We start from the raw sequence: 26,502 nt of genomic DNA on the forward strand, positions 1-26,502 counted from the left end.
TCCCCCGGCCGCCCCGGCGGCACCCTCCCGCCCACCGGCCGTACGAGCCCGGTCTCGCCGCGCTCGCGCTGGGCCTGCTCGCGCTCGCGTCCTCCGTGCATCCGCTCTGGGCCCTCCCCGCCGTCGCCGTGGCGGTCGCCGCGGTGATCGCGTCCGTGCGGGCGCTGCGGCGGGCCGGCGAGCGGAGGAGCGCGGTGGCCGGGCTCGCCTGCGCGGCTCTCGCACTGCTCGTCTGCACCGTCACGGCACCCGCCTCCGTGCGGGCCGGCCTGGCCGTGCTGGCCTGGATCACCGCCCTGCGGCCCGGCCCGTGAGCGGGCGCGGCTCCGGTCCAGCCCGCCTCGCTACAGTGACGGCGGCCCGCGCCCGAGCGGGCCGGGAGGACGGCCACGATGGCTCAGACGGACGGTTGGATCTCGACGGCGATCTGGTGGCACGTCTACCCGCTCGGCTTCACGGGCGCCGAGGCGAGCGCCTCGGAGGGTCCGGGCCCGGACGACGAGCCGCAGCACCGCCTCCGCGCCCTGCTCCCCTGGCTCGACGACCTGCTGGCGCTGGGCTGCAACGGGCTGCTGCTGGGGCCGGTCTTCGCCTCCTCCACCCACGGCTACGACACGGTCGACCACTTCCGGGTCGATCCCCGCCTCGGCGACGAGGCAGACCTCGACGCGCTGATCGCCGCGTGCCGCGAGCGCGGGATCCGGGTGCTGCTCGACGGGGTCTTCAACCACGTGGGACGGGAGCACCCCTGGTGGCGTGCCGCGGTCGCAGCCGGCGAGGGCTCCCCCGAGGCGGCGCGCTTCTCCCGCAGCGAGCGGTCGCAGGAGGTCGACGGCCTCCGCGTCGACGTGTTCGAGGGGCACGACGCCCTGGTCGAGCTCGACAACGGGAACCCCGAGGTCGCGGAGCACGTGTCCTCCGTGCTCGCGCACTGGCTCGAGCGAGGCATCGACGGCTGGCGGCTCGACGCGGCGTACGCGGTCGCGCCGGCGGCCTGGCACGCGGCGATCGACCCGGTGCGGCAGCGCTTCCCCGACGCGTGGTTCGTCGGCGAGGTCATCCACGGCGACTACACCGGCTACGTGCGGGAGTCGGGGCTCGACTCGGTCACGCAGTACGAGCTCTGGAAGGCCGTCCGCAACTCCCTCGAGGAGGCGAACCTCTTCGAGCTGGCCTGGTCCCTGAAGCGCCACGACGACTTCGTCCGCGAGTTCCTGCCCCTCACCTTCGTCGGCAACCACGACGTGACCCGGATCGCCAGCGCCGTCAGCGACGAGCGCCACCACGGCCACGCCGCGGCGATCCTCGGCTTCGTCGCCGGCGTGCCGAGCATCTACTCCGGCGACGAGCGGGGCCTGCGCGGCGTCAAGGAGGAGCGGATCGGCGGCGACGACGCGATCCGCCCGGAGTTCCCGGCCGAGCCCGCCGAGTGGCCGGGCGGGGAGGCCTACCGGGCCCACCAGGAGGTCGTCGCGTTCCGCCGACGGAACCCGTGGCTGGTCGGCGCGAGCACCCGCACGGTCGACCTCTCCAACACCGCCGTGATGCTCGTGGCGGAGGGCCCGGAGGGACGCACCGCGCGGCTCGCGCTGAACATCGGCGACGAGACGGCGACCGTCGGCGGCGTCCAGGTCGCTCCCCACTCCTGGTCGCTGCACGACTGACCCGGCGCGCGGGCGGCCCGGCAGTGCGCGACGGAGCGTCGACCTCCGGGGGCCCGTCCTCTACGCTCGGGCGCATGCCGAGACCTGCACGAGGACCCTTCGACGGGCGAGCCGACTCGATCGACGACGCCGGGATGCCGGCGTCCGGACTCGAGCAGGCGTTCGCCGCCCCCGTCGACCCCGAGAGCGACCCCGGACCGGGCGAGAGGAGCGGCCTGTCGAGCCGCATCGCCCAGGAGCTGCTCGAGGACGGCTTCGGCCTCGACGCGAGCGACGAGGAGCCCCCGGCCCGCGCCGTGGAGATCGACGATCCCGCCCGCGCCGTGGGTGACGATCCCGCCCACCCCGTGCACGGCTCGATGTCCGGCGAGTTCGAGCGCCGCTGAGCCCGGCCGCCGTCGGTCGGTCGTCGACAGCCCGGCGGCACCGCTCCGCCCGCCGGCCGTCGTCACCCCGCCGGTACCGCGCCGCCGGCCGCCGGAGCCGGGTCCGGGCCGGCCGCCTGCAGCTCGGCGAGGAATCCGGGCCGGAGCACGCGTGCCTCGATCGACGCGGCTCCCGAGGTCCAGCCGTCGCCGAGCGGACGCTCGGGCGTGAGCAGCACGTGGCCCGGCGTCCCCGCTCGGCCGAGGGCGGCGGCGACGCGGCCCTCCGGATCGTAGAGGGCGTGGTCGACGAGCGGCCCGTAGACGGCGTGCACCGCGAAGTCCTCGCGGCTGCCGAGGAGGACGGGCAGCAGCTCCTCGCCCGGGCGCAGGCCGTGGGGCCACCAGCGGAAGCGCTCGACGAGCGCGTGGCAGGCGGCGCACGAGGGCGAGAAGAAGACGAGGTGCGTCGCCGGGCGGGACAACTCCTCGAGCGTCAGGAGCTCGCCGGCCACTGTGACGAACGCGAGGTCGGCGGCCGAGAGGTCGCCCTCGGGCGCGCGCCCCGGCGCGGACTCCCTGTCGGCTGCGGACAGGCGGGCGGCCGCCCGGACGCGAGCGGCCGTCGACGCCGCACGGCGGTCGCGCACCAGCACGAGCGAGACCGCGGCGAGAGCGGCGGCGAGCCCGGACGCCGCCGCCGAGGCACCGCCGCCGCCGAGCAGCGCGGCCGGAGCGAGCCCGCCGAGGGCCCCGGCGACCGCGAGCGCGAGCAGCACCGCGTTCCTCGCGACGGTGCGTCCGGTCATCCGTGCCGAGCCCAGCCCGCCGAAGCACTCGCAGTCGACGTCCTCCGTCGCGCGGACCGCGCGGACGGCGACGACGAGGAACACGGCGTCGAGGAGCGCCACCGGCACGAGGGCGGCACGGTGCGCCGGAGCGGGCGCCAGCACCACCGCGGCGCCCAGCGCGATCTCGACGACGGGGAAGGCGGCCGCGAACCAGCCGCGGCGCCGGAGGAGGAGGGGGACCCCGAGCGCCTCGAGGCTCGCCCGGAACCGCTCCGTGCGGCCGAGCTTCAGGGCGCCGCTGACGACGAGCACCGCGCCCGCGCACCACGCGGCGATCGCGAGAACCGCCTCCAGCATCCGTCGCCCTCCTCGCTCGGCATCGACCCGCACAACGCTACCGGCGCGGACCGGCCTCCCGCGGCCGAGACGGGGAACGGGGCGGAGACGGCGCGATCCGGCGCGTTCCGCCCTCCGGACGAGCCGCTGCCGGCACATCCGGCGCCCGGATCCCTCCAGGCGGGGCGCCCCCGGGCTCCCTCCCGGTCCCGGACGGCCGCTCCGCCGTACACTGCGAGAGGATCGGAGGGGTCATGCGGGGACGGCGAGCGCGCGACGAGCGGCACGGCACGGCGGCGAGTCCGCCTGCGGCCGCCGCTCCCCCGGCTGCGGTCACGGCTCCGGCCCCCTCGGACTCGCCGGACGACGCCTCGGGCGACGTCTCGACCGGGATGCGGATCGCCGCCGCCTGGTCGTGGCGCTTCCTCGCCGTCGCCGGGCTCCTCTACCTCCTCGTGCGCCTCGTCTCGCTGCTGCCCGTGATCGTCGTGCCGGTGCTGATCGCGCTGCTGCTCACCGCGCTCCTCACCCCGCTGCGGAACCGGCTCGAGCGCCTGCGGCTCCCCCGCCCGCTCGCGGTCCTGGTCTCGATCGTCCTGATGCTCCTCCTGCTGACCGGCCTCGTCGGGCTGGTGATCGTGCAGTCGCGCTCCGGCTTCAGCGGAGTGGGGCAGCGCGCTCTCGACGCGGTCGACGGCGTCGAGGCGTGGCTGCGGAGCCCGCCGCTGTCGTTCTCGGACGTCCAGCTCTCGGACTGGGCGCAGCGCGCGGTCGACTGGGCCGACGCGCAGGCGTCGACGATCGCGTCCGGGGCCCTCGCCGTCGGCTCCCAGCTGGCCGAGGTCTTCGCCGGAACCCTCCTCACCCTGTTCTCGCTGATCTTCCTGCTCCTCGACGGCCGCCGGATCTGGCACTGGTTCCTCCGCCTCCTCCCCCGCCGCGCGCGCCCCGCGATGGAGCGCGGCGGCGCCGCCGGCTGGCGGACCCTCAGCCAGTTCGTGATCGCGCAGCTCGGCGTCGCCGGGATCAACGCCGTCGGCATCGGCATCGGCGCGCTCGCGCTGCAGCTGCCGCTCGTCGTGCCGATCGCGATCGTGGTGTTCCTCGGCTCGTTCGTCCCGATCCTCGGCGCGATCGTGACCGGTGCGCTCGCCGCGCTGGTCGCTCTGCTGTTCAGCGGGCCCGTCGCCGCGCTGGTGATGGTCGGCGTCGTGATCCTGGTGCACCTGCTCGAGGGGCACGTGCTGCAGCCGCTCATCCTCGGGACCGCCGTGAAGGTGCATCCGCTCGCCGTGGTGCTCGGAGTCGCGACCGGGCTCGAGGTGGCCGGGCTCGCCGGGGCGCTGTTCGCGGTGCCGACCATCGCGACGCTGAACGCGGCGGTCACCGCCATGCGGGCTCGCGCGCCCGGAGCGGAGTGAGCGCGTTCGATCCGGCCGCCCGACCCGGATCGACGGTGCTGCCCGCCCTCGCCTGCCCGGTCTGCGGCGGCGCGCTCGCCCCCGATGCGCTGCCCCGCCCCTCCTCGCTCCGCTGCCCCCTCGGGCACAGCGCCGACCTCGCGCGTCAGGGCTACGCCTCGCTGCTGCGCGGGAGGCACGCGACCTCGGGCGACACCGCGGCGATGGTGCAGGCCCGCGCCGACCTGCTCGGCTCCGGCCACTACCGCGTGATCCAGGACGCGGTCGCCGCGGCCGTCCCCGCCGACGCGCGGCTCGTGGTCGACCTCGGCTGCGGCACCGGGGCGTACCTCGCGGCCGTGCTCGAGGCGCATCCGGCGGCGGACGGGCTGGGCCTGGACCTCTCGGCCCCGGCCGCCCGCCGCGCCGCCCGCGCGCATCCCCGGGCGGCGATCGCGACCGCGGACCTCTGGCAGCCCCTCCCGCTGGCCGACGCCTCCGCCGACGCGCTGCTCACCGTCTTCGCGCCGCGGAACGCCCCGGAGATGCGGCGGGTGCTCCGTCCGGGCGGCGTCGCCGTCGTCGTCACTCCGCGCGAGAGGCACCTGCACGAGATCCGCGAGCGGTTCGGGATGCTGGGCATCGACGCCGGCAAGGCGGAGCGGCTCGACGAGCAGCTGGCGGGGTTCGCGCTCGAGGAGCGCATCGAGCTCGACACGACGGTGCTGATGAGCGTCGACGAGCTGCGCGCCGAGGTGCTGATGGGGCCGAGTGCCCACCACGTGGATCCCGAGGCGCTGGACGCGCGGCTCGCGGCGGTGGAGGGGACGACCGCGGTGACGGTCGCGGTCACCGTGTCGCGCTTCGTGCGCGCGGAGTAGCGGCGGGCGCGCCGCCGGCCCCGCGTCAGTACGTCTCGCGCAGGCGCTCCTGGTCGACCACCGCTTCGCGGTCCGCGAGGCGGCGCAGGCCCGCGAGGGGCTGGGCCATCCGGTGGTTGCCGCGGAGGACCGGCTCGGCCCGGTCGAGGAAGGCCCAGTACCCGGCGGTCACCGGGCAGGCGTTCTCGCCCAGGCGCACCTTCGGGTCGAAGCGGCAGCCGCCGCAGTAGTCGGACATCCGGTTGATGTAGGCGCCGCCCGAGGCGTACGGCTTCGTCGCGACGACGCCGCCGTCGGCGTGCTGGGACATCCCGATCACGTTCGCCGGCATCACCCACTCCGTGCCGTCGACGAAGACGTCCACGAACCAGTCGTTGAGCTCCGCCGGATCCCACCCCCGCTGCAGTCCCCAGTTGCCGAGCACCATCAGGCGCTGGATGTGGTGCGCCCAGCCGTGCCGGTGCACGTCGTCGAGAGTCTCGTGCAGGCAGTTCGCCTCGATGCCGCTCGGGTCGAGCGCGAGCAGCTCGGCGGGCAGCGGCGTGGAGGCGCCGAGCGCGCGGCTGCGGTTCCGGTACTCCGGCCCGAGGTGCCAGAACAGGTTCCAGACGTAGTCGCGCCAGCCGAGGATCTGGCGGATGAACCCCTCCGTCGCCGCGATCGGCGCGCCCCCGGCGGCGTACTCCGCCTCGGCCGCCTCGACGACCGTCCGCGGATCGAGCACGCCGAGGTTCATCGGGGCGCTGAGCAGCGAGTGCGCCATCGTCCAGTCGCCCGAGAGCATCGCGTCCTCGTAGGTCCCGAAGTCGCCCAGCCGCGACGACACGAAGTCGGCGAGCGCCGCCTCTGCCTCGGCGGGCGTCGCGGCGAAGCGGCGCGGACCGTCGGCGCCGACCAGGCGGACCGCCCCCTCGGCCTCCCAGCGCGCGAGGTCGGCGCGCACCTCCTCGTCGATGTCGTCCTCCTCCGGCCACCACGGGTCCGGCAGGCCGAGCCGGGAGGCGCCCTTGGGCGGAGGCTGGCGGTTGTCGTGGTCGTAGTTCCAGCGGCCGCCCTCGGGCTGGTCGCCGCGCATCAGCACGCCGGTGCGCTCGCGGCTCCACCGGTAGAAGTCCTCCAGCAGCAGGCGCTTGCCCGAGCGGGAGAGCGCCCACTCGCGGAAGTCCTCCTCGGCCGTGATGAAGCCGCGGCTGGGCAGGACGCTCATCCCGAGCCTGCGGGCGAGGCGGCGGCCGCCGCGGGTCGGCGGGTCGATCACCTCGAGGTCGTCGCGCCCGGCGAGGGCCTCGCCGAAGGTCTCGGAGCGGACGTACTCGGCGCGGTCCCCGAGCTCGCGGGCGCGGTGGCGGAGCGCCGACAGCAGCAGCTGCGCCTTGGCGCGGTGCATCGGGCGGCGCCCGAACGCCGATCGGGCCTCGACCAGCAGCATCGGACCGCCGTCGTCGAAGGCAGGGCCGAGCTGGCCGATGACGCTCCAGCGGGTGCGAGGGGGTCTGCTCATCCTCGGAGGCTAGGGCGGGCGGATCCGGCGCCGGTAGGAGTTGCGCGGCACGGATGTGCAGCCGCCACGTCTTGCACCCCCGCCCCCGATGCAGAAGTCTCGGAGCGAGCGCGGCGGATCCGACCGCGCACCGACGCGACGAAGCGAGGAGGCCGCCATGGCCCACCACGACCACGACAACGAGCACCACGAGGGTCACGAGCACCACGACCACCACGAGGGTCACGACGAGCACACCGCCGGCCACGGCCGTCACGTCGCCGAGGGCACGAGCACCGAGGACACCGAGGGCGGCGAGTACACCTCGACGGAGGGCGTCTCGCACACCGCCGGCGAGGCCGCGGGCAGCTACGTCGACACCTCGGTCAACGAGCAGAGCACCGCCGACAAGGGCAGCTACGTCGACACCAGCGCCGCGGGCACCTCCGCCGAGGGCGAGGGCGAGTACACCGACCGCGACGAGTGACCCGCGCCCGGGCGCCGCGCGTCCCGCCGGGACACCGCGCTCCGGCCGGTGTCCCGGCGGGGAGCCGGCGCCTCGGCGGGACGCGGTGGTCCGCCGGCCCTTCAGGCGGGCTTCAGCGGAGCCGCGGCTAGCCTGGGCTCGCGCGGGGCCCCGCGCGCCGAGCCCGGGGAGGCCGCCATCCGCATCCTGGTCGTCGACGACGAGATCAACCTGCTCCGCGCCCTCGAGACGGGCCTGGAGGCCGAGGGCTTCGCCGTGGACACCGCGACCACCGGCACCGACGCCCTCTGGTACGCGCAGGAGGCCGACTACGCCGCCATCGTCCTCGACCTGATGCTCCCGGACGTCAGCGGCTTCCGCGTCTGCGAGCGGCTGCGCGCCGCCGAGGACTGGACTCCGATCCTGATGCTCACCGCGAAGGACGGCGACCTCGACCAGGTCGAGGCCCTCGACACCGGCGCCGACGACTACCTCACCAAGCCGTTCTCGTTCCCGGTGCTCGTCGCGCGGCTGCGCGCCCTCATCCGCCGCGGAGCCGCCGAGCGGCCCACGGTGCGCGTCGTCGGCGATCTCGTGCTGGATCCGGCGTCCCGGAGCGTCGAGCGGGGCGGAGTCGCCGTGCCGCTGACCGCGCGCGAGTTCAGCGTCCTCGAGTACTTCGTCTCGCGGGCGGGCGAGGTCGTCTCCAAGCGCGACGTCCTCGGAGCCGTCTGGGACTTCGACTACGACGGCGACCCGAACATCGTCGAGGTCTACGTCCGCACCCTGCGCAACAAGATCGACCGGCCCTTCGGCCGCGACACCCTCCGCACCCGGCGCGGGGCGGGCTACACGCTGGTGGCCGGGTGAGCCGCCGGAGCCTGCGGACCCGCATCACCGCGGCCGCGACCGCCGTGGTGGCCGCCGCCGCGCTCCTCGGGAGCGTGCTCTTCGTCCTGGTCCTCTCCTCCGTGCTCGCCTCGAGCGCCGCCTCCGCCGCCGACGCCGAGGCGGAGCGGGTCGCTGCGCTGGTCGAGCAGGGCGGCCCGGAGGCCGTCCGCGGCTCGGAGGGACTGGTCCAGCTCGTGGTCGACGGGCGGGTCGCCGCCGCGGGCGAGGACGCGGAGGACCTCCCTCCGCTCGCGCTGGCCGAGAGCGACGACCCGGTCACGGTCGACGTGGACGACGAGGGGCCGGTGGTGGTCGCCGCCCGCGAGCTCGACGACGACTCCCTCGTCGTGGTCGGCGTGCCCGACGAGGGCCGCGAGGAGGCGGTGTCCACGACGATCGGGCTGCTCGCGGTCGCCGTCCCGCTGCTGATCGCGCTGGTGGCGGTGGTGTGCGCCGTCGTCGTCGGCCGGGCGCTGCGCCCCGTGGAGCGGATGCGCGATGAGGCCGAGGCGGTCACCTCCTCCGCCCTGGACCGCCGGATCGCCGCTCCCGGCTCCGGCGACGAGGTCGACCGGCTGGCGCACACCCTCAACCGGATGCTCGATCGGCTGCAGAGCGGGCAGGAGCGGCAGCGGCGCTTCGTCTCGGACGCCTCGCACGAGCTGCGCTCCCCCGTCGCGGCGCTGCGTCAGACCGCGGAGGTGGCGCTCGCGCACCCGGACCGGCTCGACTCCGCCCGGCTGGCGAGGACGGTCGCGGAGGAGTCGGTGCGGCTCGGCGGGCTGATCGAGGGCCTGCTGCTGCTCGCCCGGGCGGACGAGGCGCGCCTGGCCGTGGCGGCGGCTCCCGTGGACCTCGACGATCTCGCCCTCGGCGAGGTGCGGCGCCTGCGCGACTCCGGAGCCCGGGTCGACGCGAGCGGGATCTCACCCGTGCAGGCGGTGGCCGACGAGGCCCTGCTCTCGCGGGCGCTGCGGAACCTGGTCGACAACGCGGTGCGGCACCGCTCCTCGCAGCTGGCGCTCTCGACCCGGATCGACGGAGCGGAGGCGGTGCTCGCGGTGGACGACGACGGGCCGGGGATCCCGGCGGCGGAGCGCGAGCGGGTGCTCGAGCGCTTCGTTCGCCTCGACGAGGGCCGGGCGCGCGACGCCGGAGGCTCGGGCCTCGGCCTGGCGATCGTCGCCGGGATCGCCCGGGCCCACGGCGGACGGGTCGTCGTCGACGACTCGGCGCTGGGCGGCGCCCGGGTCGAGGTACGGGTGCCGCTCGTCCGCTGAGCGGGCGCTTCAGGCTCGCTTCAGCGCCCGACCGCGAGAGTGCTGGAGGCGTCGACGAGCGGCGCCGGGACGGAGCCATCGTGCAGAAGAAGACGAAGATCATCGCCGGGATCGCCGGAGCGGTCGTGCTGATCGGAGCCGGAACGGGCATCGCCTACGCCGCGACCGACGGCTTCGAGGGATCCGACTCCCTCATCGGCAGCGACCTGGACCGCGCGAGCGAGGCAGCGCTCGCCGAGATCGGCGGCGGGACCGTCACCTCGGCCGAGCGCGACGACGACGGCGCCACCGGCTACGAGCTGGACCTGACCGACCGCGCCGGCCTCGAGTACGAGGTGCGCCTCGACGACTCCTTCGCCGTCCTGTCCGTCGACCCCGACGACCGCGCCCTCCAGGCCGGCTCCGACAACGACGGCGTGCCTGCCGGCGACCCGACCGCGGCCGCCGTGGACCCGGACGACCTCACCGGCGACGACCTCGCCCGCGCGAGCGAGGCGGCGCTGGGCGCCGTCGGCTCCGGGACCGTCACCGAGGCCGAGCGCAGCGACGACGCCGGCCACGCCTTCAAGGTGGAGGTCACCCGCGAGGACGGCACGGACGTGGACGTCGAGCTCGACGCGGCGTTCGCCGTGCTCTCGACGCAGGAGTAGCGCTCTAGCGGCCGCCGGGGCCCTTCGCGGCCCCGGGCGCGGCACCGCTGCCCGCGGGGGCGCCGACGCCGGTCGCCGCACCGCGAGCGCCGGGGCCGTTGCCGTTGCCGCCCGCGTTGCCGTTGCCGTTGCCGTTGCCGTTGCCGTTGCCGTTGCCGTTGCCGTTGCCGGGAGCGTTCCCGCCGTTGCCGGGAGCGTTCCCGCTGTTCCCGGGTGCGTCGCCGCTGTTCCCCGGAGCGTCCCCGCTGTTCCCCGGAGCGTCCTCGCCGGGAGCGGCCGGGGTTTCCTCCGCGGGCTCCTCCGGCTCGGTCGGCGTCTCCTCCGGCTCCGACTCCTCGGGCGAGGGGGCGGGGTCGTCCTCGGTCTCGACGGGGGCCGGCGTGTCCTCCGGCTCCTCCTCGATCGGGGTCGTCTCCTCGGGAGCCGGTTCGGTCGTCTCGGCCGGTGCCGGCTCCGGGGCTCCCGCGATCAGGGCCTCGAGGTCGCCGCGGACGACGTCGACCTGCGCCTGCACCGTCGCTGCGCGGTCGGAGCTGACGGAGCCCTCGGCGAGCGCGGCGTCGAGCGCCGACTGCAGCGAGGCGAGCTCGGTGAGAGCGCCCTGGTAGTCGTCGGCCGAGGCCTTCTCGGCGACGGCCACCACCGCGTCGTCGAGGGTCTGGGCGGTGCCCTCGTCGATGCCCTGCGGCGCGGAGGAGCATCCGCTCAGCAGCAGGACCGAGGCGAGCACGGCGCCGGCGGCGCGCAGTCGGAGGCCCCTCACGAGCGGATGCTCTCGCGCAGCTGACGGAGGTGGTCGCCCAGCTCGCCGTCCACCTGCGGCAGAGGCGACTGGGGACCGTCGATCAGGATGATCGCGAGCCCGACGGCGACCGCGACCAGCGCGAGCACCAGCACGATCAGCCACGGGCTCGGGCCGCGGCGCTGCGGAGGGGCGGCCGCGGAGCGGAGCGGAGCCGTGCGCGGCGCCGGAGCGGTCTGCGGCGCCGGAGCGGTCTGCGGTGCCGGAGCGGTCCGCGGTGCCGGAGCGATCCGCTCGGTCGCGGTGAAGCGCTGCGTCGGAGCGATCGCCTCCGTGGCCGGGTACGCGTCGGCCGCGAGCCGGCGGGTCGGGTCGAGCGCCTCCGTCCGCGTGATCGGCTCGGTCTCGGCGAGCGGCTCCGTCGACATCACCCGGGTGGCGGGGACGTCGGGGACGACGATGGCCGCCGGCGGGGAGTCGCGCCGCGGATCGATCAGGCGGCGCGCCGACTCCGCCACCTGCAGCGCGGCGGGACGCTCGCCGGGCTCGCGCCGCGTCATCGCGGTCAGGAGCGAGGTCCAGCCACTGCCGAGCGACTCCGAGACCTCGGGGTCGCGGAGCAGGCGGGCGAGCGTGACCTCGATCGCCGAGCCCGTGAACGGGCGGCGACCGGTCAGCGACTCCAGGAGCACCAGGCCGAGGGAGTAGATGTCGCTCGCCGAGGTGACCGGGTCGCCGTGCGCCTGCTCGGGGCTGAGGTAGGCGGCGGTGCCGATGAGGGTGCCGGGCGCGGTGATCCGCGTCGCGTCGATGAGGGAGGCGATGCCGAAGTCGGCCAGCTTCGGGCGGAACTCGCGGCTGGTCAGCGGGCTCGGGACGAGCAGCACGTTCGACGGCTTCACGTCGCGGTGCACGACTCCGGCCGCGTGGACCGTGTGCAGGGCCTCGCCGAGGTCGCCCGCCATCGAGGCGACGTCGTTCGGCGCGACCGGGCCCTCGGCGAGCCGCTCGGACAGGCTCGGCCCCTCGGCGAGCTCCATCACCATGTAGGCCTGGCCGTTGGTGTCGTCGCCGCCGTCGTGCGCGTCGTAGAGGGTGACGAGAGCGGGGTGGTTGAGGGCCGCGAGCAGCCGGATCTCGGACGCCTTGCGCTGCAGGTCCTGCGCGTCGTCGATGCCGGGGGCGAACATCTTCAGCGCGACGGAGCGGCCGAGGACGCCGTCTCGCGCCCGGTAGACCGTGGCCATGCCGCCGCGGCCGATGAGCTCCTCGATCGTGTACCGGCCGTCGACCGTCGTCCCGACGATGCGGGTGTCGCCTGTCCGGTGGGATGCCACAAGTCCTCCTCGCGGTCGGCGGCGGGTGTGCCGCGCCCCCCCGGTGCGACCGTCGACCCAGGGTAGTACGTCGACCCTGCACGCCGCCCTCCCCCGGCCGGGCTGTCAAGCGGGTGCCCCCGCGCGCGCCCCGACGTAGCGTCGGAGGTCCCGACGAAAGGCGACGACATGGACCAGGACCGCACGGAGCAGGACGACCAGGGCTCGACCATCGGCAAGCCGGACGGGGCGGCTCCCGCCACCTCCTCCGAGAACGAGACCATCGAGAAGGACATCTCGGAGTCGCCCGGCAGCGAGCGCGAGACCGAGGCCAAGCAGGACTCGAACCCGGCGGAGAGCCGCACCGAGGTCTCCGGCTCGGCCGAGGTGAAGGCCGTGCCCGGCACGGGCGGCCCGGACGACGTGGGCGACGTCGAGGTCGACCCCGACGAGGTCTCGCTGAACGGCAAGCCGTTCCCGGGTCACGCCGGCACGAAGTAGGACGCCCGGGAGGGGCGGGGCCGCGGCTCCGCCCCTCCCGTGCTCTCCGGTCCGCCCACCACCGGTCGTCCGCCCTCGCCCGGAGGTTCCGCGGACCGCGCGGATCGTCCCGCGCCTGTCGGGCGAGCGGCGTCAGGCGACCGGCGTCAGCAGGCCCGGGTCGCGGCGGTCGACGGTGCGGGAGTTGTTCACGCGGCGGTCGACCGGGTGGGCCGTGACGGTCGAGGCCATCGCGACGGACGCCCGGTCGAGGGTGGCGAGCATCTCCTCGGCGGAGGCGAGCGGAGCCGGGTCGAGCCAGGCGTCGCGCACGTCGGGCGTGAGGAACACGGGCATCCGGTCGTGCACCTCGCCGGAGGCGTCGCGCGCCTCGCGGGTGATGATCGTGAAGGAGACGCGCCAGTCGTCGCCCTCCTTCCGGGCCGTGTAGAGGCCGGCCGCGGCGAGGATCGGCTCCTCGCCCTGCAGGAACCAGGGCTGCTTGCCGTCGGCGCGGGCCTCCCACTCGTAGTACCCGCGCATCGGCACGATCGCGCGCTGCTTGGCGAACGCCCCGCGGAACAGGCCGTTCGTCGCGACCGACTCGAGGCGCGCGTTGATCGGCGAGGGCCCCCTGCCCTTCGACCAGGACGGGGTGAAGCCCCAGGACGCCAGCTCCAGCTCGCGCTCCCGCTCGCCGTCGTGGAGCCGCTCGCGCACGATCGGCGCGACGTCGGTGGGAGCGACGCTGTAGTCGGGCGCCCAGTCCTCGGCGCGCCCGCCCGCGGCGACGAACTCGCGGATCAGCTCATCGGTCTCGGAGTCCATCGCGAAGCGGCCGCACATGCGGGACAGGCTACGCCGCACCTCCGACGCCGCGCGAGGCGCGCGGTGCGACCACCCGGGACTTCGCGGACCAGAAGCGCATCAGCGCGCCGGCGAGGATCGAGCCCAGCGCGCCGGCGGCGAGGTCGCCGAGCGTGTCCTCGTAGCCGACGAAGATCGAGGAGTCGATGAAGCGGTGCCCCGCCCACTCGCCCCACTCCCACAGGACGCCCGCCGTCGTCCCGAAGCAGGCGCAGAGCACGACCGCCGGGAGCAGCGGCCCGCGATCGCCCGCGACCGCCGGCACGACTCCGGCCCGCGCGGCGATGATGTAGGCCACCGCGGCGATCAGCCCGTTGAGCACGCAGTGCACGACCAGGTCCCACTGCGGCCAGGCCTCGTAGAGGCCGAGGACGCTGCTCCAGGACGCCACGAGCAGCGCGAGCCCGAAGAGGGCGTCGAGCGCCGGACGGATGCCGAGGAAGCGCGGCAGCACCAGCCCGATCGCCGCGAGCGCGAGCACCGCCACGTCCACCAGGTCCCAGCCGATCGAGGCTGCCACGATGCTCGCCGCCCCGATCGCGCGGATGCCGTCGGCCGTCCACTCCCCGCGGGTGCGCGGGGGCTCGAGGAAGGTCTCGACGAGGGCGGAGCCGCTCACGGGTTCGTGAAGCGCAGCACGGCCTGGACCGGCTCGTGGTCGGAGGGCGCCGCTCCCCCGTAGCGGACGGCGTTGATCCCGGCGGAGACCACCTCGAACGCGCCCTCGCTGACGAGCAGCCAGTCGATCCGCTTGCCCGGCGCCGGCGCGCGGTAGTTCGAGAAGGTGCTCCACGAGTGGGTGAGGTGCTTCTCCGCCGCCTCCCACGCGTCCGCGAGGCGGCCCTCCTCGAGGATCGTCCGGTAGGGGACGGTGTCGACGTCGGTGTTGGTGTCGCCCATCACGATCGCGGGGCGTCCGAGCTCGAGGACGCGGCGGGCGATCAGCTCGGCGGAGCGCTGGCGCGAGCGCCGCGAGATGTGGTCGAAGTGGGTCGAGATCACGGTGAGCTCGCGGCTGGTCGCGTGATCGGTCAGCTCCGCGATCACGGCGGTGCGCGGGATGCGGTTGCCCCAGCTGCGCGAGCCGGCGACGTCCGGGGTGTCCGAGAGGGCGATCTGGGTCCAGTGCCGGACGGCGTAGCGGCTGCGGTCGACGAAGAGCATCACGCGCTCGCCGCCGCGGTCCGCGTCCCGGCCGAAGCCCATCGCCTCGAAGGAGGAGCCCAGCGCCTCGTGCACGGCGGCCGACTGGTCCGGCAGCGCCTCCTGCACGGCGAGGATCGAGGGGCGCTCCTGCTCCAGCACCCGCTGGACGAGCGGGCGGCGCCGGTCCCACTGGTCGACGGCGCGGGAGGTGAGGCGCGGCATCCGCCGGCGGATGTTGTAGGTCATCACGTGCAGATCGGGCGCCTCGGTCGGGCCGATCAGAGGCGTCGCGTCGTTCATCACTCCACCCTACGGGGGCGGATCGAGGTGCCACGGAGGCTTGCGGTGACCGCTCCCGGCCGCTCTACTTCGGACATGCCCCTCTCCCAGGACCTCACCGCTCTCGCCGACGAGCGCTTCGTCTCGCTCACCACGTTCCGGAAGTCCGGGGACGCCGTCTCGACCCCGGTCTGGATCGCCCGCGACGGCGACGAGCTGATCGTCACCACTCCCCGCCGCAGCGGCAAGGTGAAGCGCCTCCGCAACGACGCGCGGGTGACCCTCGTCCCCTGCGACCGCCGCGGCCGGGTCTCCGACTACGCGGTGCCGGTCGAGGCCGCCGCGGAGATCGACGCCGACCCCGGCGAGGTCGAGCGCCTGGGCCGCGTGTTCCTGGCGAAGTACCGGCTCGAGTACCGCGTGTTCCTCCTGATCGAGGGCCTGGTCACCCGCGCCGACCGCACCCGCGTGATGCTCCGCGTCTCCGACCGCTGACCCGGCACCGCCCTACACCCCCGGAGGCTCCCGCCGGAAGACCTGGGGGCCGCCGGACCCGAGGTCTACCGTGGGGCGATCGCCGGTGCCCCTGCGCGCTTCCCGCGCGCGCTCCGGCGGCAGTCAGAAGGAGCACGCAATGAGCATCGGAGCAGGGATCTTCCTCCTCGTCGTCGGCGCGGTCCTCGCCTTCGCGGTGGACGTGCAGGTGTCCGGGATCGACCTGAAGCTGGTCGGCTACATCCTCATGGCGGCCGGAGCGGTCGGCCTGATCCTCGGGCTGGTCCTGCTGACGCGCCGCCGCCAGGCCGTCTCGACCACGCGCTCGGCCGTCGACCCGGCCAGCGGCGAGCAGGTCACCCGCCGCTCGAGCGAGAGCGACGGCCCGCTGATCTGATCGGCGGAACGACGAAGGGCGGGACCTCGCGGTCCCGCCCTTCGTCGTTCACGGCCCTACTCGGCGGGCTCGTCCGGCTCGCCGCCGGAGACGGTGTCGGTGTCGCCGCCACCGGAGGAGGTGTCCGTCCCGGTGCCGTCGGGGAGGTCCTCGGTCTTCTCGGTGTCCTCACCCGTGGTGCGGTCGGTGCTCATGGCGCTCTCCCTTCGCGTCGGCGACCTGCCGACCCTCCCACTCTGCTCCGCCCGCGCCTCGCGGGGCAGGGGGTAGCGGAGGCGGAGGGCTGCGTGGAAGGCGCCTACTCCTCGACGACGATCGTGGTGATGACCGGGTTCCGGCGGTGGCGGCGGGTCAGCCAGCGGCCGAGGGTGCGCGTGATCAGCGCCTCCATGGCCTCGAGCTCGACCGGCTTGCCCGCGGCCTGCAGGACGGCGTCGTCGATCGCCTTGCTCGCATTGGCCTTCCAGCCCGGCTCCTCGACGAAGCCGCGGGTGAAGAACTCGACGGGCTCGCCGAGCGTGCCGCGGTCGAGATCGGCGATGGCGAGGACCGTGATGGCCCCCTCCTCGGCGAGGACGATGCGGTCGTTCATCGCGTCCTCGGTGGCGACGCCCATCGTGGTGCCGTCGACCAGGATCTGGTCGGCCGGGATGCGCCCGCTGATCCGCGAGCGGCCCTTCACCAGGTCGATCGAGACGCCGTCCTCGATGACGAAGACGTCCTTCTCGTCGATCCCGGTGCGGGTCGCGATCGCCGCGTTCGCGGTGAGGTGGCGCCACTCGCCGTGCACGGGGAGCACCGCGGTGGGGCGGAGGATGTTGTAGCAGTAGGCGAGCTCGCCCGCGCTGGCGTGACCCGAGACGTGCACCTTGGCGTTGCCCTTGTGCACGACGGTGGCGCCCCAGCGGGTGAAGGCGTTGATGATCCGGTAGATCGCGTTCTCGTTGCCGGGGATCAGCGAGCTGGCCAGCAGCACGGTGTCGCCGGGGCCGATGTCGATGATGTGGTCCTTGTTGGCCATGCGCGAGAGCGCCGCCATCGGCTCGCCCTGCGAACCGGTGCAGATCATCACGATCTCGGTCGCGGGGAGCTTCTCGAGCACCTTCATGTCGACGACGAGGCCGGCCGGGATCTTGAGGTAGCCCAGGTCGGCGGCGATGCCCATGTTGCGGACCATCGAGCGGCCGACGAAGGCGACCTTGCGGCCGTGGCGCTGCGCGGCGTCGAGGACCTGCTGGATGCGGTGCACGTGGCTCGCGAAGCTGGACACGACGATGCGGCGCGGCGCGGTGCGGAACACCTGGTCGATCGCGGGGGCGAGGTCGCCCTCCGAGATCGCGAAGCCGGGGACGTCGGCGTTCGTGGAGTCGACCAGGAACAGGTCGACTCCCTCGTCGCCGAGGCGCGCGAAGCCGGGGAGGTCGGTGGTGCGCCCGTCGAGTGGGAACTGGTCCATCTTGAAGTCGCCCGTGTGCAGCACGAGGCCGGCCTCGGTGCGGATCGCGACGGCGAGCCCGTCCGGGATGGAGTGGTTCACGGCGAGGAACTCGAGGTCGAAGACGCCGGCGTCGATCCGGTCGCCCTCCTTCACCGGGCGCGTGCGCGGCGTGATGCGGTGCTCCTGCAGCTTCGCGCTGATCAGCGCGAGGGTGAAGGTCGAGGCGATGATCGGGATGTCGCCGCGCTCCTTGAGGAGGTACGGCACGCCGCCGATGTGGTCCTCGTGGCCGTGGGTGAGGACGATGGCCTCGATGTCCTTCAGGCGCGAGCGGATCGCGGCGAAGTCGGGGAGGATCACGTCGATGCCGGGCTGGTTCTCCTCGGGGAAGAGGACGCCGCAGTCGACGATGAGCAGCTTGCCCTTGTGCTCGAAGACGGTCATGTTGCGGCCGATCTCGCCGAGGCCGCCGAGCGGAGTGATCCGCATGGCGCCCTTCTCGAGGGGCTTGGGCTTGGGGAGCTCGAGGTGGTGGCGGGCGGGCTTGGCGGTTCTGGCGTTTCTCATGCGGTTCTTCCGGGAGGGAGTGGCTGGACGCGGGCGCGCGGCGCAGGGTCCGACCGCGCGCCCGGTCGGGCCGCGGTGATGTGTCGCTCCGGCGCTGTGAGCGCTGTCGGGAGCGGGTGGAGGTGTGCGGGACGGGGCCGGGCGGGGCCGCTCTCAGCGGGCGGTGCCGTCCGTGCGGCGCGCTCTCGCGCACCGACCGTCCCGTACATCCTGCCAGCGTTCCCTGGGTCGCGGGTCCAGGAGGCGGGATCCGGGCCTCGCAGGCGCTCAGGCGCGCGCGTCCTCGACCTCTCGCCGACCCACCGCGTCCTGGCGGCTGCGGAGGAGCTGGCGGCCTGGCGCGCGTGACGGGCGCCGTTCGATGGCTTTACTGCGCTTCACTCGATCTGGATAAAGCACAGTAAGACTCCTGAACCGGCCCGTATGGATGCCGTCGACAATCCCTACACGCCGAACGCGGGAGCGCGACCGGAGATCCTCATCGGCAGAGACGAGCAGACCCAGGCGTTCCGCACCCTGCTGACGCGCCTGCGACGGGGCCGCACGAACCAGTCGATGATCATCACGGGGCTGCGGGGCGTCGGAAAGACGGTCCTTCTCTACGGCTTCCGGACGATCGCCCAGGAGGAGAACGGGGAAGCGATCGAGTTCGAGGCGGTCAAGCACGACGAGGGCCGGTTCCGCCAGGTGCTGGCATCCCAGCTCAAGGCGGCACTCCTCCGCCTGTCCCCCCGCGCGAGATGGACCGACCGCGGGAGGCACGCCGCCGCGGTCTTGAGCGCCTTCGCGGTGTCTGTCGGAGCGGACGGCGAGTGGTCCATCGGATGGGATGTACCGCTGGCAGAAGGAGTGGCCGATCATCGGGATCTCGGACTGGACCTGACGGACGTCCTCGTCGCCGTGGGTGAAGCGGCGGCCGAGCAGGGCGAGGGGATCGTCCTGCTCATCGACGAGGTCCAGTTCCTCGACTCACCGCAGCTCGAAGCGCTCATCCAAGCCATCCACAAGACCGTGCAGCGGAGCCTCCCCGTCACGTTCGTCGGTGCCGGTCTTCCGCAGATCGCCGAGCTGGTGGGCGATGCGAGATCGTACGCCGAGCGGCTCTTCACCTTTCCGCGGATCGACTCGCTCGATCACGACGAAGCGGTAGCGGCTCTCCGAGAGCCGGCAGCGGCCGAGGGCGCGGTCTACGACGACGACGCTGTTGAACTCGTAGTCGAGATCACGACCGGATATCCCTCTTTCATCCAGGAACTGGGCTACCGGTCTGGACGGTGGCTGAGAACGATCGCATCCACCGGGAGGACGTCGAACCGGCGAGGGAGGCCTACGAGGCGAAGCTGGACAGCTCCTTCTTCCGCGTGCGACTCGATCGGGCGAGTCCACTTCAGACCGCGTACATGCGAGCCATGGCGGAGCTCGGACCAGAGCCCCAGAAAGCGGGCGACGTCGCGGCGCTTCTGGAGCGCGCGTCCACTCAGCTCGGATCGGTCCGCGCGGAGCTGATCGGGATGGGGCTCCTGTTCACTCCCGAGCACGGGTACGCCGCGTTCACTGTTCCGGACTTCGACCGGTTCATGAAGCGTGCAGTCCCCGTCTTGGAGGTGCCTCCCGTCGTGAGCCGGGGAGCCCGTCGAGCACCCGCCACCGAGGTCTGAGCCAGGCCGCACCCGTTCACGGCCGCCCGGCGTCAGGACTCGTCGGCCTCGAAGCGCAGGGACCGGTCGGCCACCGGCAGCCCGGAGTCGCGCACGGCGGCCTCGATCGCGGCGTGCCCGCCGTCGGGCGCGACGATCCGCAGGCCGTCCTCGGTCGCCCAGTAGGCGGTGACGCCGTGCTCCTCGACGAGGGTCGTGAGCAGCGCGGCGGTCCGCTCCTGCTCGCCGGGACCGACGGTGATCGCGGCCCAGGGACCGGAGATCTCGACCGGGGCGCCCCGCTCCGCGCCCGCAGCGTCCCGCAGGTCCTCCGCCGCCCGGACGATCGGGAGCAGCGCGGGCAGCCCGCCGGAGACGTCCTCGAAGGAGTCGAGGGCGAAGGCCCCCTCGCGGAGCGACGCGTGCAGCTCCAGGCCGCGGCCGAGGCCGTCGATCCGGTCGAGCAGGGCCGACGCGTCGACAGCGGGAGCGGGGCACGCGGCGGTCGGCTCCTCCGCGCCCGCGAAGGAGAGGGTGTTCCCGCCTGCGGACGTCGCCCGGAACGACCACAGCACCGGATCCGCGTACTCGGTCGCACAGGCCGTCGCGAGGGCGTCGGCGAGCGCCGGCTCCTCGACCGCGACCCCGACCCAGGAGGTCGGCGGGCCGAACGCCGGCGCCTCGACCCAGCGCTCGGCGCCGTCGAGGGAGACTCCGGGCACCGCGGCGACCTCGCTCGTCAGACGGTCGAAGCCGGCGTCGGGCCGTGCGAACGGCGTCTCGTCGATCGTCCAGACGAGGAGCGTCAGCCCGCCGGCGGCGAGGGCCGCGACGAGGACGCCGGCGACGGGGAGGAGGAGGCGACGGGACACGCCCCCATCCTCGCTCCCCTCCTCCGCGGCGTCACGTGGACATCGGGTGAACGGACGGTGCGCCGGCGTCGACGGCTCCCGCCTCGATCGAGCGCATCATCCGGGTGTTCACGGGCGACGGGTGGACCGAGTCGACCCGGACGCCGGTGCCCGCGACCTCGAGGGCCGCGCTCCTGGTGAGCCCGGCGACCCCGCGCTTCGAGGCGACGGAGGGGCTGAGGCCCGGGGCGCCGTCGAGCCCGGCGACGGAGGAGGTGGTGATCACGCTGCCCCGCCCCTGCTCGATCATCCGCGGCAGCACGGAACGGAGCCGGTGCCGACCCGCTCCCAGCACGCTGGGCGGCCGCCGGCCGCCTGCCACGGGGGTCGACCTCCGCGGGGGGCAGGGGTTACCGGCGCAGTCCCGAGACGAGCGCGAGGAGCCCGTCCATCGACTCGACGACGAGGGGCGGGAGGTCGCCGCGCTCGGCGACGAAGGCGACCGCGAGCACGCCCGCTCCGGACGCGTCCGACTGCTCCCGCTCCGGCACAAGGCCCAGCGCGCGGGCCGCCGTCTCCGCTTGACTGGGGGCGACGCGCCGACCCTCGGCGCACCCGGGAGGCGATATGGCGAACCACCGTTTCGAGCTGCGGTCCGGCCGCGGGATGGGCGTCTCGGCGGCGGGCGATCCCGTCGCCGACCGGCTGGTGGTGTTCTGCCACCCCACTCCCGGAGCGGGCGGCTTCGACCCCGACCCGACCGTCACCGGTCCGTGGGGTCTGCACCTGCTGATCCTCGACCGCCCCGGCTACGGCGCCTCGGACCCGGTCGACGCCGCTCACGGCCGCGTCGAGGACCGCGCGGACGACCTCGCCGAGTACCTGCGCCGCTCCGAGCGCACCGCCCGCATGGTCGAGGGCGCCCGCTTCGGCAGCGTCGGCGTGGTCGGCTGGGGCTCCGGCGGCGCGTTCGCGCTCTCGCTCGCGGCCCGGCACCCCGACCTCGTGGACCGCCTCGCGCTGGTCGGCACCCCCGCGCCCCCGCAGGCCGGCGTGATCGTGCACCCCACCAGCGCGTGGGAGCGGCGCGAGACCCTCCGAGGGGAGGACGCCGACGCGATCGCCGCCGCCCTCCCGCAGACGCAGCCGGGCCTGGACGCGCTCGGGATCGACTCCGACGACCCGGTGCTCGCCACCCACGGCGGACTGCGCAACCGGCTGGAGCGGATGCTCTCCGAGGGCTGGCGGCAGGGCTCGAGCGGCGCCGCGACCGACCTCGCGGCGCTCCGTGACGGCTCCTGGGCCGACGACCTCGACCGGGTGACCGCCGAGACGCTCCTGGTCCACGGCGACGCGGACCCGGTGGCGAGCGCCGAGGACGGCCGCTGGTACCGCGGCCGCCTCGCGCGGGCGCGCACCGTGACGGTCGACGGAGCCGGCCGGCTGGCGCTCGTGCGCGAGTGGCGCCGGATCCTCGACCACGTCGCTCCGCTCGAGCGCGGGGCGGAGGGCCGATGAGCCGGCTGGGCGCGGGCCCGCTCGTGCTCGTGTCGGCGATGGCGGTGTCGGGAGTCGTCCACCTGGTGCACCCGCGGATCTTCGACGCGGTGGTCCCGCGAGGGATGCCCGGCTCGGCGCGCGGATGGGTCCTCGTCTCGGGAGCGGCGGAGCTGGTCTGCGCGGCCGCGACGCTGCACCCGCGGACCCGCGCGGCCGGCGGTCTCGCCTCCGCCGCCCTGATGGCCGCCGTCCTCCCTGGCAACTTGCAGATGGCGCGGGACGCCCGTCGGCCTCGGACCCGGGTGATCACGCTGCTGCGCCTCCCGCTCCAGATCCCGCTCGTGCTCTGGGGTCTTCAGGCGGCACGCAGCCGCTGACGCAAGCCCGCGCGGGCGCGGATCGCCCGCTGCTACCGTCCAGGCATGACCGACCAGAGCGCGGACGACCGCTACGACCAGCTGACCAGCGCCCCGAAGGCGACGGAGGCCGACGCGGCCCCGCGCATCGAGGTCTCCACCACCGAGGCCGGCGACACCCGCATCGACATCCGCGAGGACGCCGCCGTGCGTCCGGGCCGTGTCGACGAGAACGGCGACGAGCTCGACGAGAGCCGCGACGATGCCTGAGCGCCGCCGCGCCGCCCTCGTCTACAACCCCGTCAAGGTCGACCTGGAGTCCGTGAAGGCCGCTGTGAAGCGCGCCGAGGAGGCCGCCGGCTGGGAGGAGACGCTCTGGTACGAGACCTCCGTCGAGGACCCCGGAGCCGGTCAGACGAAGGAGGCCCTCGCCGCGGGCGCCGACGTCGTGATCGCGGCCGGCGGCGACGGGACGGTCCGCGTCGTGGCGGAGGCCCTCCGCGGCTCCGACGCCTCGCTCTCGCTGCTGCCCTCCGGCACCGGCAACCTGCTCGCCCGCAATCTGAACCTCACGCTCGACGACATCGACAACTCCCTGACCGTCGCGTTCTCCGGACAGGACCGGGCGATCGACGTCGGGATGATCGACATCGAGACCTCCACGGGCCGCGACCGCCACGCCTACGTCGTGATGGCGGGCCTCGGGATCGACGCGAAGATGCTCGCCAACACCGACGACGACCTCAAGAAGCGGGCCGGCTGGCTCGCCTACGTGGACGCGCTGAGGAAGGCCCTGCTCGACAAGAACCAGCTCGAGTTCCGCTACCGCCTCGACGGCTCGAAGACCCGCAAGGTGCGCGCGCACACGATCATCGTGGGCAACTGCGGCGCCCTGCCTGCGAACATCCTCCTGCTGCCGGACGCGGCCGTCGACGACGGCGAGTTCGACATCGTCCTGCTGCGCCCCGAGGGCTTCTTCGGCTGGGTGCAGATCATCTTCAAGGTGGTGTGGGAGAACGGCGTGCTCCGCCGCAGCGGCGTCGTCGGCAAGAAGCTGATGGGCCTGACCAAGGAGGTGTCGGCCCTGCGGTACGTGAAGGGCCGCGACCTCACGGTCCGCCTCGAGCACGCGCAGGAGATCGAGCTCGACGGCGATCCGTTCGGCTCGACCTCGGCGTTCCGCACCTGGATCGAGCCCGGCGGGCTGACGGTGCGCGTCCCGGCGTAGCGCCGGAGGCGGCCGGGCGGATCCGCCCGGTCCGCCTCCCGCCGGGAGAGAGGATCGTCATCCCTCCCGGCGGAGGCGTCTGCTCCGAGCAGGGCGGTGCAGTGCGGCTTCGGGTACCGCACCCCATGCACCTGCATGAACACGGCGACTGTAGTGCGGAATCCGTCGCCGCCGCAACGATCCGCGGGGCTCCGGCGGCTCGAATGGGTAATTCCACCGTGCGATGCTCCGTCGCCGCGACGGATTCCGCAGCTGACTCGCCCCGGCAGGAGCGTGATCGCCCGTCCGTCGATCGACGGGGCTTCTCCTCGGCACGGTGCCGACACGCGCACGAAACGCCCGCCCGCTAGCGTGCGGACATGACATTCCGTGCGTCAGCCGCGCTCAGCGCGCTCGTGGCCTCCTCCCTCCTCCTCGCACCCGCCGCCATCGCCTCCCCCGCCGCCCGCGAGGGCGCCGTCGACGGGGGCACCAGCGCCGGCGATCCCTACTTCCCCGGCCTCGGCAGCAGCGGCTTCGACGCCCTCACCTACAGCCTCGTCCTGAAGTACGATCCGGCGACCCGGGCCCTCGGCGGCAGGGCCGTGGTCACCCTCGCGCCCCAGAAGGACCTGCGCTCGCTCTCCTTCGACCTGACCGGCCTCACCGTCTCGAAGGTCACCGTCAACGCCGGGGGCGCCCGGTTCTCCCAGTCGGGGTACGAGCTGACCGTCACGCCCGCCCGGACCCTCCGGAAGGGCCTGCCCGCACTGGTGAGCATCGACTACGCCGGGACCACCGGGAACCCCGTCGACGGCACCGGGGCCCCCTTCGGCTGGTGGTCGACGGACGACGGCGCCCTGGTCGCCAGCGAGCCGGACGGCGCCTCGACCTGGTACCCCGTCAACGACTCGCCCGCCGACAAGGCGCGCTACACCTTCAGCATCACGGTCCCGGAGGGCCGGACGGCGGTCGCGAACGGCCTGCCGGTCGGCTCCCCCACCACGTCGAAGGGGTGGACGACCTCCCGCTGGGTCGAGACCAGCCCGATGGCGAGCTACCTCGCCATGGTGAACATCGGCGACTACGACATGGTCCGCTCCACCCAGGGCGGCGTGACGACCATCGACGCGATCGACCAGAACATCACCGGCGACACCCGCGCCCGCACCGAGGCGGCGCTCGCGAAGCAGGGCGCGATCATCGACTACTTCTCCTCCGTCTTCGGCCCGTACCCGTTCCGCTCGGCCGGAGCCGTGGTCGACGACGAGCGGATCGGCTACGCCCTCGAGACCCAGGGCCGCTCGTTCTACTCCGGCGGCGCGGACGAGTCGACCGTCGCGCACGAGACCGCGCACCAGTGGTACGGCGACAGCGTCACTCCGGAGACCTGGTCCGACATCTGGCTGAACGAGGGCTTCGCGACCTACGCCGAGTGGCTCTGGGAGGAGCACACCGGCGGCGCGAGCGTCACCGAGTCCGCCGCCCGGGTCGCCGCCGCTCCCGCCGACGACCCGTTCTGGTCGACCGCCGTCGCCGACCCCGGAGCCGCAGGCCTCTTCGATGCGCCCGTCTACGACCGCGGCGGCCTGACGCTCGTCGCCCTCCGCGACCGGATCGGCGCGGACGCGTTCGGCGTGCTGCTGAAGCGCTGGGCCTCCGAGAACCGCTACTCGAACGCGACGACCGCCGACTTCCAGGCCCTGGCCGAGAACGTCTCCGGCTCCGACCTGGCGGACTTCTTCGACACCTGGCTGCGCACGAAGGAGAAGCCCGCCGGTCTCTGACCCCCGGATCGCCGCGGCGCGGCCGGGGTGTCAAGGAGGGACGGCAGGTCGGCCCGAGCCGATACCGTCCCTCCATGGGCTTCTTCGACCGCAACGACTCCTCGACCAGCGCCGCCGCGCCGCAGCCGAGCGCACCTGATCCGCAGCGGCGGGTCTGGAGCGACGGCCTCGGCCGGTTCGCCACCCGCTGCCTCCAGGTGGTCATCGTCCTCCTGCTGGCCTCGGTGCTCGTCTTCGCGATGACGCAGCTCACGCTGGTGCTCATCCCCGTGATGATCGCGCTCATCCTCGCCGCGGCGATCCACCCGGTCCTGGCGTGGATGCGGCGTAAAGGCGTGCCGTCGATCCTCGCGACCTGGCTGGCGCTGATCGGGCTGCTCGCGATCCTCGGCGCGGTCGGCTGGCTGATCACGGTCGCGGTCCGCAACCAGTGGGACGAGCTGGTCAGCAGCGCCTCCGACGGCATCACCTCGCTGCAGGACTACGTGCAGCACCTGCCGTTCCAGATCACCGACGAGCAGATCGAGTCCGCCCGCCAGTCGGTCGTCGACTTCCTCACCTCCAGCTCGTTCGGCAACGGCGCGCTCGCGGGTGTCTCCGCAGCGGCGAACTTCATCACCGGCCTCGTGCTGATGATCGTGGTGCTCTTCTTCTTCATGAAGGACGGCCCGAAGATCTGGGAGTTCCTCCTGCGCCCCTTCACCGGCTCGGGCTACGAGCGCGCCAAGCGCGTCGGGCACAAGACGGTCGATGTGCTGGGCGGCTACGTCCGCGGAACGGCGACCGTCGCGGCGGTCGACGCGATCGGCATCGGCGTCGCGCTGGCGATCATCCAGGTGCCGCTGGCGATCCCGCTGGCCGTCATCGTCTTCCTCACCGCGTTCATCCCGATCGTCGGAGCCACGGCCGCCGGCATCCTCGCCGCTCTCGTCGCCCTGGTCGCCAACGGCCCGGTCGCCGCGCTGATCGTGATCCTGGTCGTCATCGGGGTCAACCAGCTCGAGGGCAACTTCCTCCAGCCGGTCGTGATGGCGCGCTCGCTGAAGCTGCACCCGCTGATCGTCCTGATCGCCCTGACCGTGGGCACCGTCCTCGCCGGCATCGTCGGCGCCGTGCTGGCCGTGCCGATCGCGGCCGTCGTCTGGGGCATCGTCTCGATCTGGAACGGGCCCTCCGACCCCGCCGAGCCCGCGCGGCAGAAGCGCGCCGAGACGGTCTAGGCCCCCGGGACCG

Annotated in this window: 31 protein-coding genes; 19 read left to right on the forward strand and 12 right to left on the reverse strand. The window is 74.1% G+C overall.

Annotated features, from left to right (window positions below):
• From C5B95_RS17570 to C5B95_RS17935, 3 genes are all read left to right on the forward strand, one after another.
• Positions 1-314, forward strand: a 314-nt coding sequence (locus C5B95_RS17570) for a hypothetical protein (RefSeq protein ID WP_219813850.1), incomplete at its 5' end; no start/stop codon positions are given.
• A 78-nt stretch (positions 315-392) separates the two neighbouring features.
• Positions 393-1,664: an alpha-amylase family glycosyl hydrolase gene (locus tag C5B95_RS13080; RefSeq protein WP_104222910.1), complete on the forward strand. Its 1,272-nt coding sequence runs from the start codon at positions 393-395 to the stop codon at positions 1,662-1,664.
• 74 nt (positions 1,665-1,738) lie between these two features.
• Positions 1,739-2,050: a hypothetical protein gene (locus tag C5B95_RS17935; protein ID WP_146076609.1), complete on the forward strand. Its 312-nt coding sequence runs from the start codon at positions 1,739-1,741 to the stop codon at positions 2,048-2,050.
• Between the two features lie 62 nt (positions 2,051-2,112).
• Here the strand turns inward: C5B95_RS17935 and C5B95_RS17940 are convergent, their stop codons facing one another.
• Positions 2,113-3,177: a MauE/DoxX family redox-associated membrane protein gene (locus tag C5B95_RS17940; RefSeq protein WP_104226122.1), complete on the reverse strand. Its 1,065-nt coding sequence runs from the start codon at positions 3,175-3,177 to the stop codon at positions 2,113-2,115.
• A 233-nt stretch (positions 3,178-3,410) separates the two neighbouring features.
• Between C5B95_RS17940 and C5B95_RS13095 the strand changes: the two genes are divergently transcribed.
• Positions 3,411-4,577, forward strand: coding sequence for an AI-2E family transporter (locus C5B95_RS13095; RefSeq protein WP_104226121.1), 1,167 nt, complete (start codon positions 3,411-3,413; stop codon positions 4,575-4,577).
• Complete coding sequence (locus C5B95_RS13100; protein ID WP_104323660.1) at positions 4,574-5,437, forward strand: methyltransferase domain-containing protein; 864 nt, start codon at positions 4,574-4,576, stop codon at positions 5,435-5,437. Before C5B95_RS13095 ends, C5B95_RS13100 begins: the two co-directional genes overlap by 4 nt.
• Before the next feature lie 25 nt (positions 5,438-5,462).
• Here C5B95_RS13100 and C5B95_RS13105 read toward each other — a convergent pair whose 3' ends face one another.
• A complete protein-coding gene (locus C5B95_RS13105; protein WP_104246940.1) occupies positions 5,463-6,938 on the reverse strand; it encodes a cryptochrome/photolyase family protein in 1,476 nt (491 codons plus the stop codon).
• A gap of 157 nt (positions 6,939-7,095) precedes the next feature.
• Between C5B95_RS13105 and C5B95_RS17575 the strand changes: the two genes are divergently transcribed.
• The 4 genes from C5B95_RS17575 to C5B95_RS13125 all read left to right on the forward strand — a co-directional run bounded on the left by C5B95_RS17575 (position 7,096) and on the right by C5B95_RS13125 (position 10,204).
• Positions 7,096-7,404, forward strand: a complete 309-nt coding sequence (locus C5B95_RS17575) for a hypothetical protein (protein ID WP_181068079.1) — start codon at positions 7,096-7,098, stop codon at positions 7,402-7,404.
• A gap of 177 nt (positions 7,405-7,581) precedes the next feature.
• Positions 7,582-8,253, forward strand: a complete 672-nt coding sequence (locus C5B95_RS13115) for a response regulator transcription factor (protein ID WP_104222956.1) — start codon at positions 7,582-7,584, stop codon at positions 8,251-8,253.
• Entirely contained in the window at positions 8,250-9,554 is a 1,305-nt protein-coding gene (locus tag C5B95_RS13120) for a cell wall metabolism sensor histidine kinase WalK (protein WP_258059999.1), read from the forward strand. Before C5B95_RS13115 ends, C5B95_RS13120 begins: the two co-directional genes overlap by 4 nt.
• An 80-nt stretch (positions 9,555-9,634) precedes the next feature.
• Positions 9,635-10,204 (forward strand): PepSY domain-containing protein, encoded by a 570-nt coding sequence (locus C5B95_RS13125; RefSeq protein WP_104349357.1) that lies wholly within the window; start codon positions 9,635-9,637, stop codon positions 10,202-10,204.
• A gap of 4 nt (positions 10,205-10,208) precedes the next feature.
• Here C5B95_RS13125 and C5B95_RS17580 read toward each other — a convergent pair whose 3' ends face one another.
• Both C5B95_RS17580 and C5B95_RS13135 read right to left on the reverse strand, forming a co-directional pair.
• Complete coding sequence (locus C5B95_RS17580) at positions 10,209-10,967, reverse strand: hypothetical protein (protein WP_181068080.1); 759 nt, start codon at positions 10,965-10,967, stop codon at positions 10,209-10,211.
• Positions 10,964-12,283, reverse strand: coding sequence for a serine/threonine-protein kinase (locus tag C5B95_RS13135; protein ID WP_104349358.1), 1,320 nt, complete (start codon positions 12,281-12,283; stop codon positions 10,964-10,966). Before C5B95_RS13135 ends, C5B95_RS17580 begins: the two co-directional genes overlap by 4 nt.
• Positions 12,284-12,451: 168 nt before the next feature.
• On the opposite strand from C5B95_RS13135, the gene C5B95_RS13140 reads away from it, so the two are divergent.
• A complete protein-coding gene (locus C5B95_RS13140; RefSeq protein ID WP_104349359.1) occupies positions 12,452-12,763 on the forward strand; it encodes a hypothetical protein in 312 nt (103 codons plus the stop codon).
• Positions 12,764-12,895: 132 nt separating this feature from the next.
• Here C5B95_RS13140 and C5B95_RS13145 read toward each other — a convergent pair whose 3' ends face one another.
• From C5B95_RS13145 to C5B95_RS13155, 3 genes are read right to left on the reverse strand one after another with little or no spacing between them, the layout of a single operon-like run.
• On the reverse strand, positions 12,896-13,588 hold the full coding sequence (locus C5B95_RS13145; RefSeq protein WP_104309348.1) for an SOS response-associated peptidase: 693 nt from the start codon (positions 13,586-13,588) through the stop codon (positions 12,896-12,898).
• Positions 13,589-13,598: 10 nt separating this feature from the next.
• Positions 13,599-14,228 carry a hypothetical protein gene (locus C5B95_RS13150; RefSeq protein WP_104349360.1) on the reverse strand — a complete coding sequence of 210 codons (630 nt, stop codon included), beginning with the start codon at positions 14,226-14,228 and terminating at the stop codon, positions 13,599-13,601.
• Positions 14,225-15,055: an endonuclease/exonuclease/phosphatase family protein gene (locus C5B95_RS13155; protein ID WP_104349361.1), complete on the reverse strand. Its 831-nt coding sequence runs from the start codon at positions 15,053-15,055 to the stop codon at positions 14,225-14,227. Before C5B95_RS13155 ends, C5B95_RS13150 begins: the two co-directional genes overlap by 4 nt.
• Before the next feature lie 75 nt (positions 15,056-15,130).
• On the opposite strand from C5B95_RS13155, the gene C5B95_RS13160 reads away from it, so the two are divergent.
• Entirely contained in the window at positions 15,131-15,529 is a 399-nt protein-coding gene (locus tag C5B95_RS13160; RefSeq protein ID WP_104238818.1) for a PPOX class F420-dependent oxidoreductase, read from the forward strand.
• A 139-nt stretch (positions 15,530-15,668) separates the two neighbouring features.
• Complete coding sequence (locus C5B95_RS13165; RefSeq protein ID WP_104222924.1) at positions 15,669-15,926, forward strand: DUF6458 family protein; 258 nt, start codon at positions 15,669-15,671, stop codon at positions 15,924-15,926.
• A gap of 56 nt (positions 15,927-15,982) precedes the next feature.
• Here C5B95_RS13165 and C5B95_RS17585 read toward each other — a convergent pair whose 3' ends face one another.
• Both C5B95_RS17585 and C5B95_RS13170 read right to left on the reverse strand, forming a co-directional pair.
• A complete protein-coding gene (locus tag C5B95_RS17585) occupies positions 15,983-16,120 on the reverse strand; it encodes a hypothetical protein (protein ID WP_159940924.1) in 138 nt (45 codons plus the stop codon).
• Positions 16,121-16,224: 104 nt separating this feature from the next.
• Positions 16,225-17,931, reverse strand: a complete 1,707-nt coding sequence (locus C5B95_RS13170) for a ribonuclease J (protein ID WP_104222925.1) — start codon at positions 17,929-17,931, stop codon at positions 16,225-16,227.
• Between the two features lie 423 nt (positions 17,932-18,354).
• Here C5B95_RS13170 and C5B95_RS13175 point away from each other — a divergent pair, with 423 nt between their 5' ends.
• Positions 18,355-19,437: an ATP-binding protein gene (locus C5B95_RS13175; protein WP_258060000.1), complete on the forward strand. Its 1,083-nt coding sequence runs from the start codon at positions 18,355-18,357 to the stop codon at positions 19,435-19,437.
• Between the two features lie 184 nt (positions 19,438-19,621).
• Here the strand turns inward: C5B95_RS13175 and C5B95_RS13180 are convergent, their stop codons facing one another.
• Genes C5B95_RS13180 through C5B95_RS17590 form a run of 3 tightly spaced genes read right to left on the reverse strand, consistent with a single transcriptional unit; the run spans position 19,622 to position 20,970 of the window.
• Positions 19,622-20,440, reverse strand: coding sequence for a hypothetical protein (locus C5B95_RS13180; protein ID WP_104349362.1), 819 nt, complete (start codon positions 20,438-20,440; stop codon positions 19,622-19,624).
• Positions 20,441-20,471: 31 nt separating this feature from the next.
• Positions 20,472-20,801, reverse strand: coding sequence for an SDR family NAD(P)-dependent oxidoreductase (locus C5B95_RS13185; RefSeq protein ID WP_308470977.1), 330 nt, complete (start codon positions 20,799-20,801; stop codon positions 20,472-20,474).
• A 28-nt stretch (positions 20,802-20,829) separates the two neighbouring features.
• On the reverse strand, positions 20,830-20,970 hold the full coding sequence (locus C5B95_RS17590) for a hypothetical protein (protein WP_181068081.1): 141 nt from the start codon (positions 20,968-20,970) through the stop codon (positions 20,830-20,832).
• A gap of 76 nt (positions 20,971-21,046) precedes the next feature.
• Between C5B95_RS17590 and C5B95_RS13190 the strand changes: the two genes are divergently transcribed.
• From C5B95_RS13190 to C5B95_RS13215, 6 genes are all read left to right on the forward strand, one after another.
• On the forward strand, positions 21,047-21,937 hold the full coding sequence (locus tag C5B95_RS13190) for an alpha/beta fold hydrolase (RefSeq protein ID WP_104349363.1): 891 nt from the start codon (positions 21,047-21,049) through the stop codon (positions 21,935-21,937).
• A complete protein-coding gene (locus C5B95_RS13195; RefSeq protein ID WP_104349364.1) occupies positions 21,934-22,296 on the forward strand; it encodes a hypothetical protein in 363 nt (120 codons plus the stop codon). The genes C5B95_RS13190 and C5B95_RS13195 overlap by 4 nt, the downstream gene beginning before the upstream one ends.
• A 45-nt stretch (positions 22,297-22,341) precedes the next feature.
• Positions 22,342-22,545, forward strand: coding sequence for a multidrug transporter (locus C5B95_RS13200; protein WP_104292681.1), 204 nt, complete (start codon positions 22,342-22,344; stop codon positions 22,543-22,545).
• Positions 22,538-23,503, forward strand: coding sequence for a diacylglycerol kinase family protein (locus tag C5B95_RS13205; RefSeq protein WP_104295230.1), 966 nt, complete (start codon positions 22,538-22,540; stop codon positions 23,501-23,503). Before C5B95_RS13200 ends, C5B95_RS13205 begins: the two co-directional genes overlap by 8 nt.
• A gap of 359 nt (positions 23,504-23,862) precedes the next feature.
• Positions 23,863-25,269 (forward strand): M1 family metallopeptidase, encoded by a 1,407-nt coding sequence (locus tag C5B95_RS13210; RefSeq protein WP_104349365.1) that lies wholly within the window; start codon positions 23,863-23,865, stop codon positions 25,267-25,269.
• Between the two features lie 74 nt (positions 25,270-25,343).
• Positions 25,344-26,489: an AI-2E family transporter gene (locus tag C5B95_RS13215; protein ID WP_104226105.1), complete on the forward strand. Its 1,146-nt coding sequence runs from the start codon at positions 25,344-25,346 to the stop codon at positions 26,487-26,489.
• Positions 26,490-26,502: the final 13 nt, after the last annotated feature.

The organism is Rathayibacter sp. AY1A7, from assembly GCF_002930845.1.
In the GTDB taxonomy this organism is placed as follows: Bacteria; Actinomycetota; Actinomycetes; order Actinomycetales; family Microbacteriaceae; genus Rathayibacter.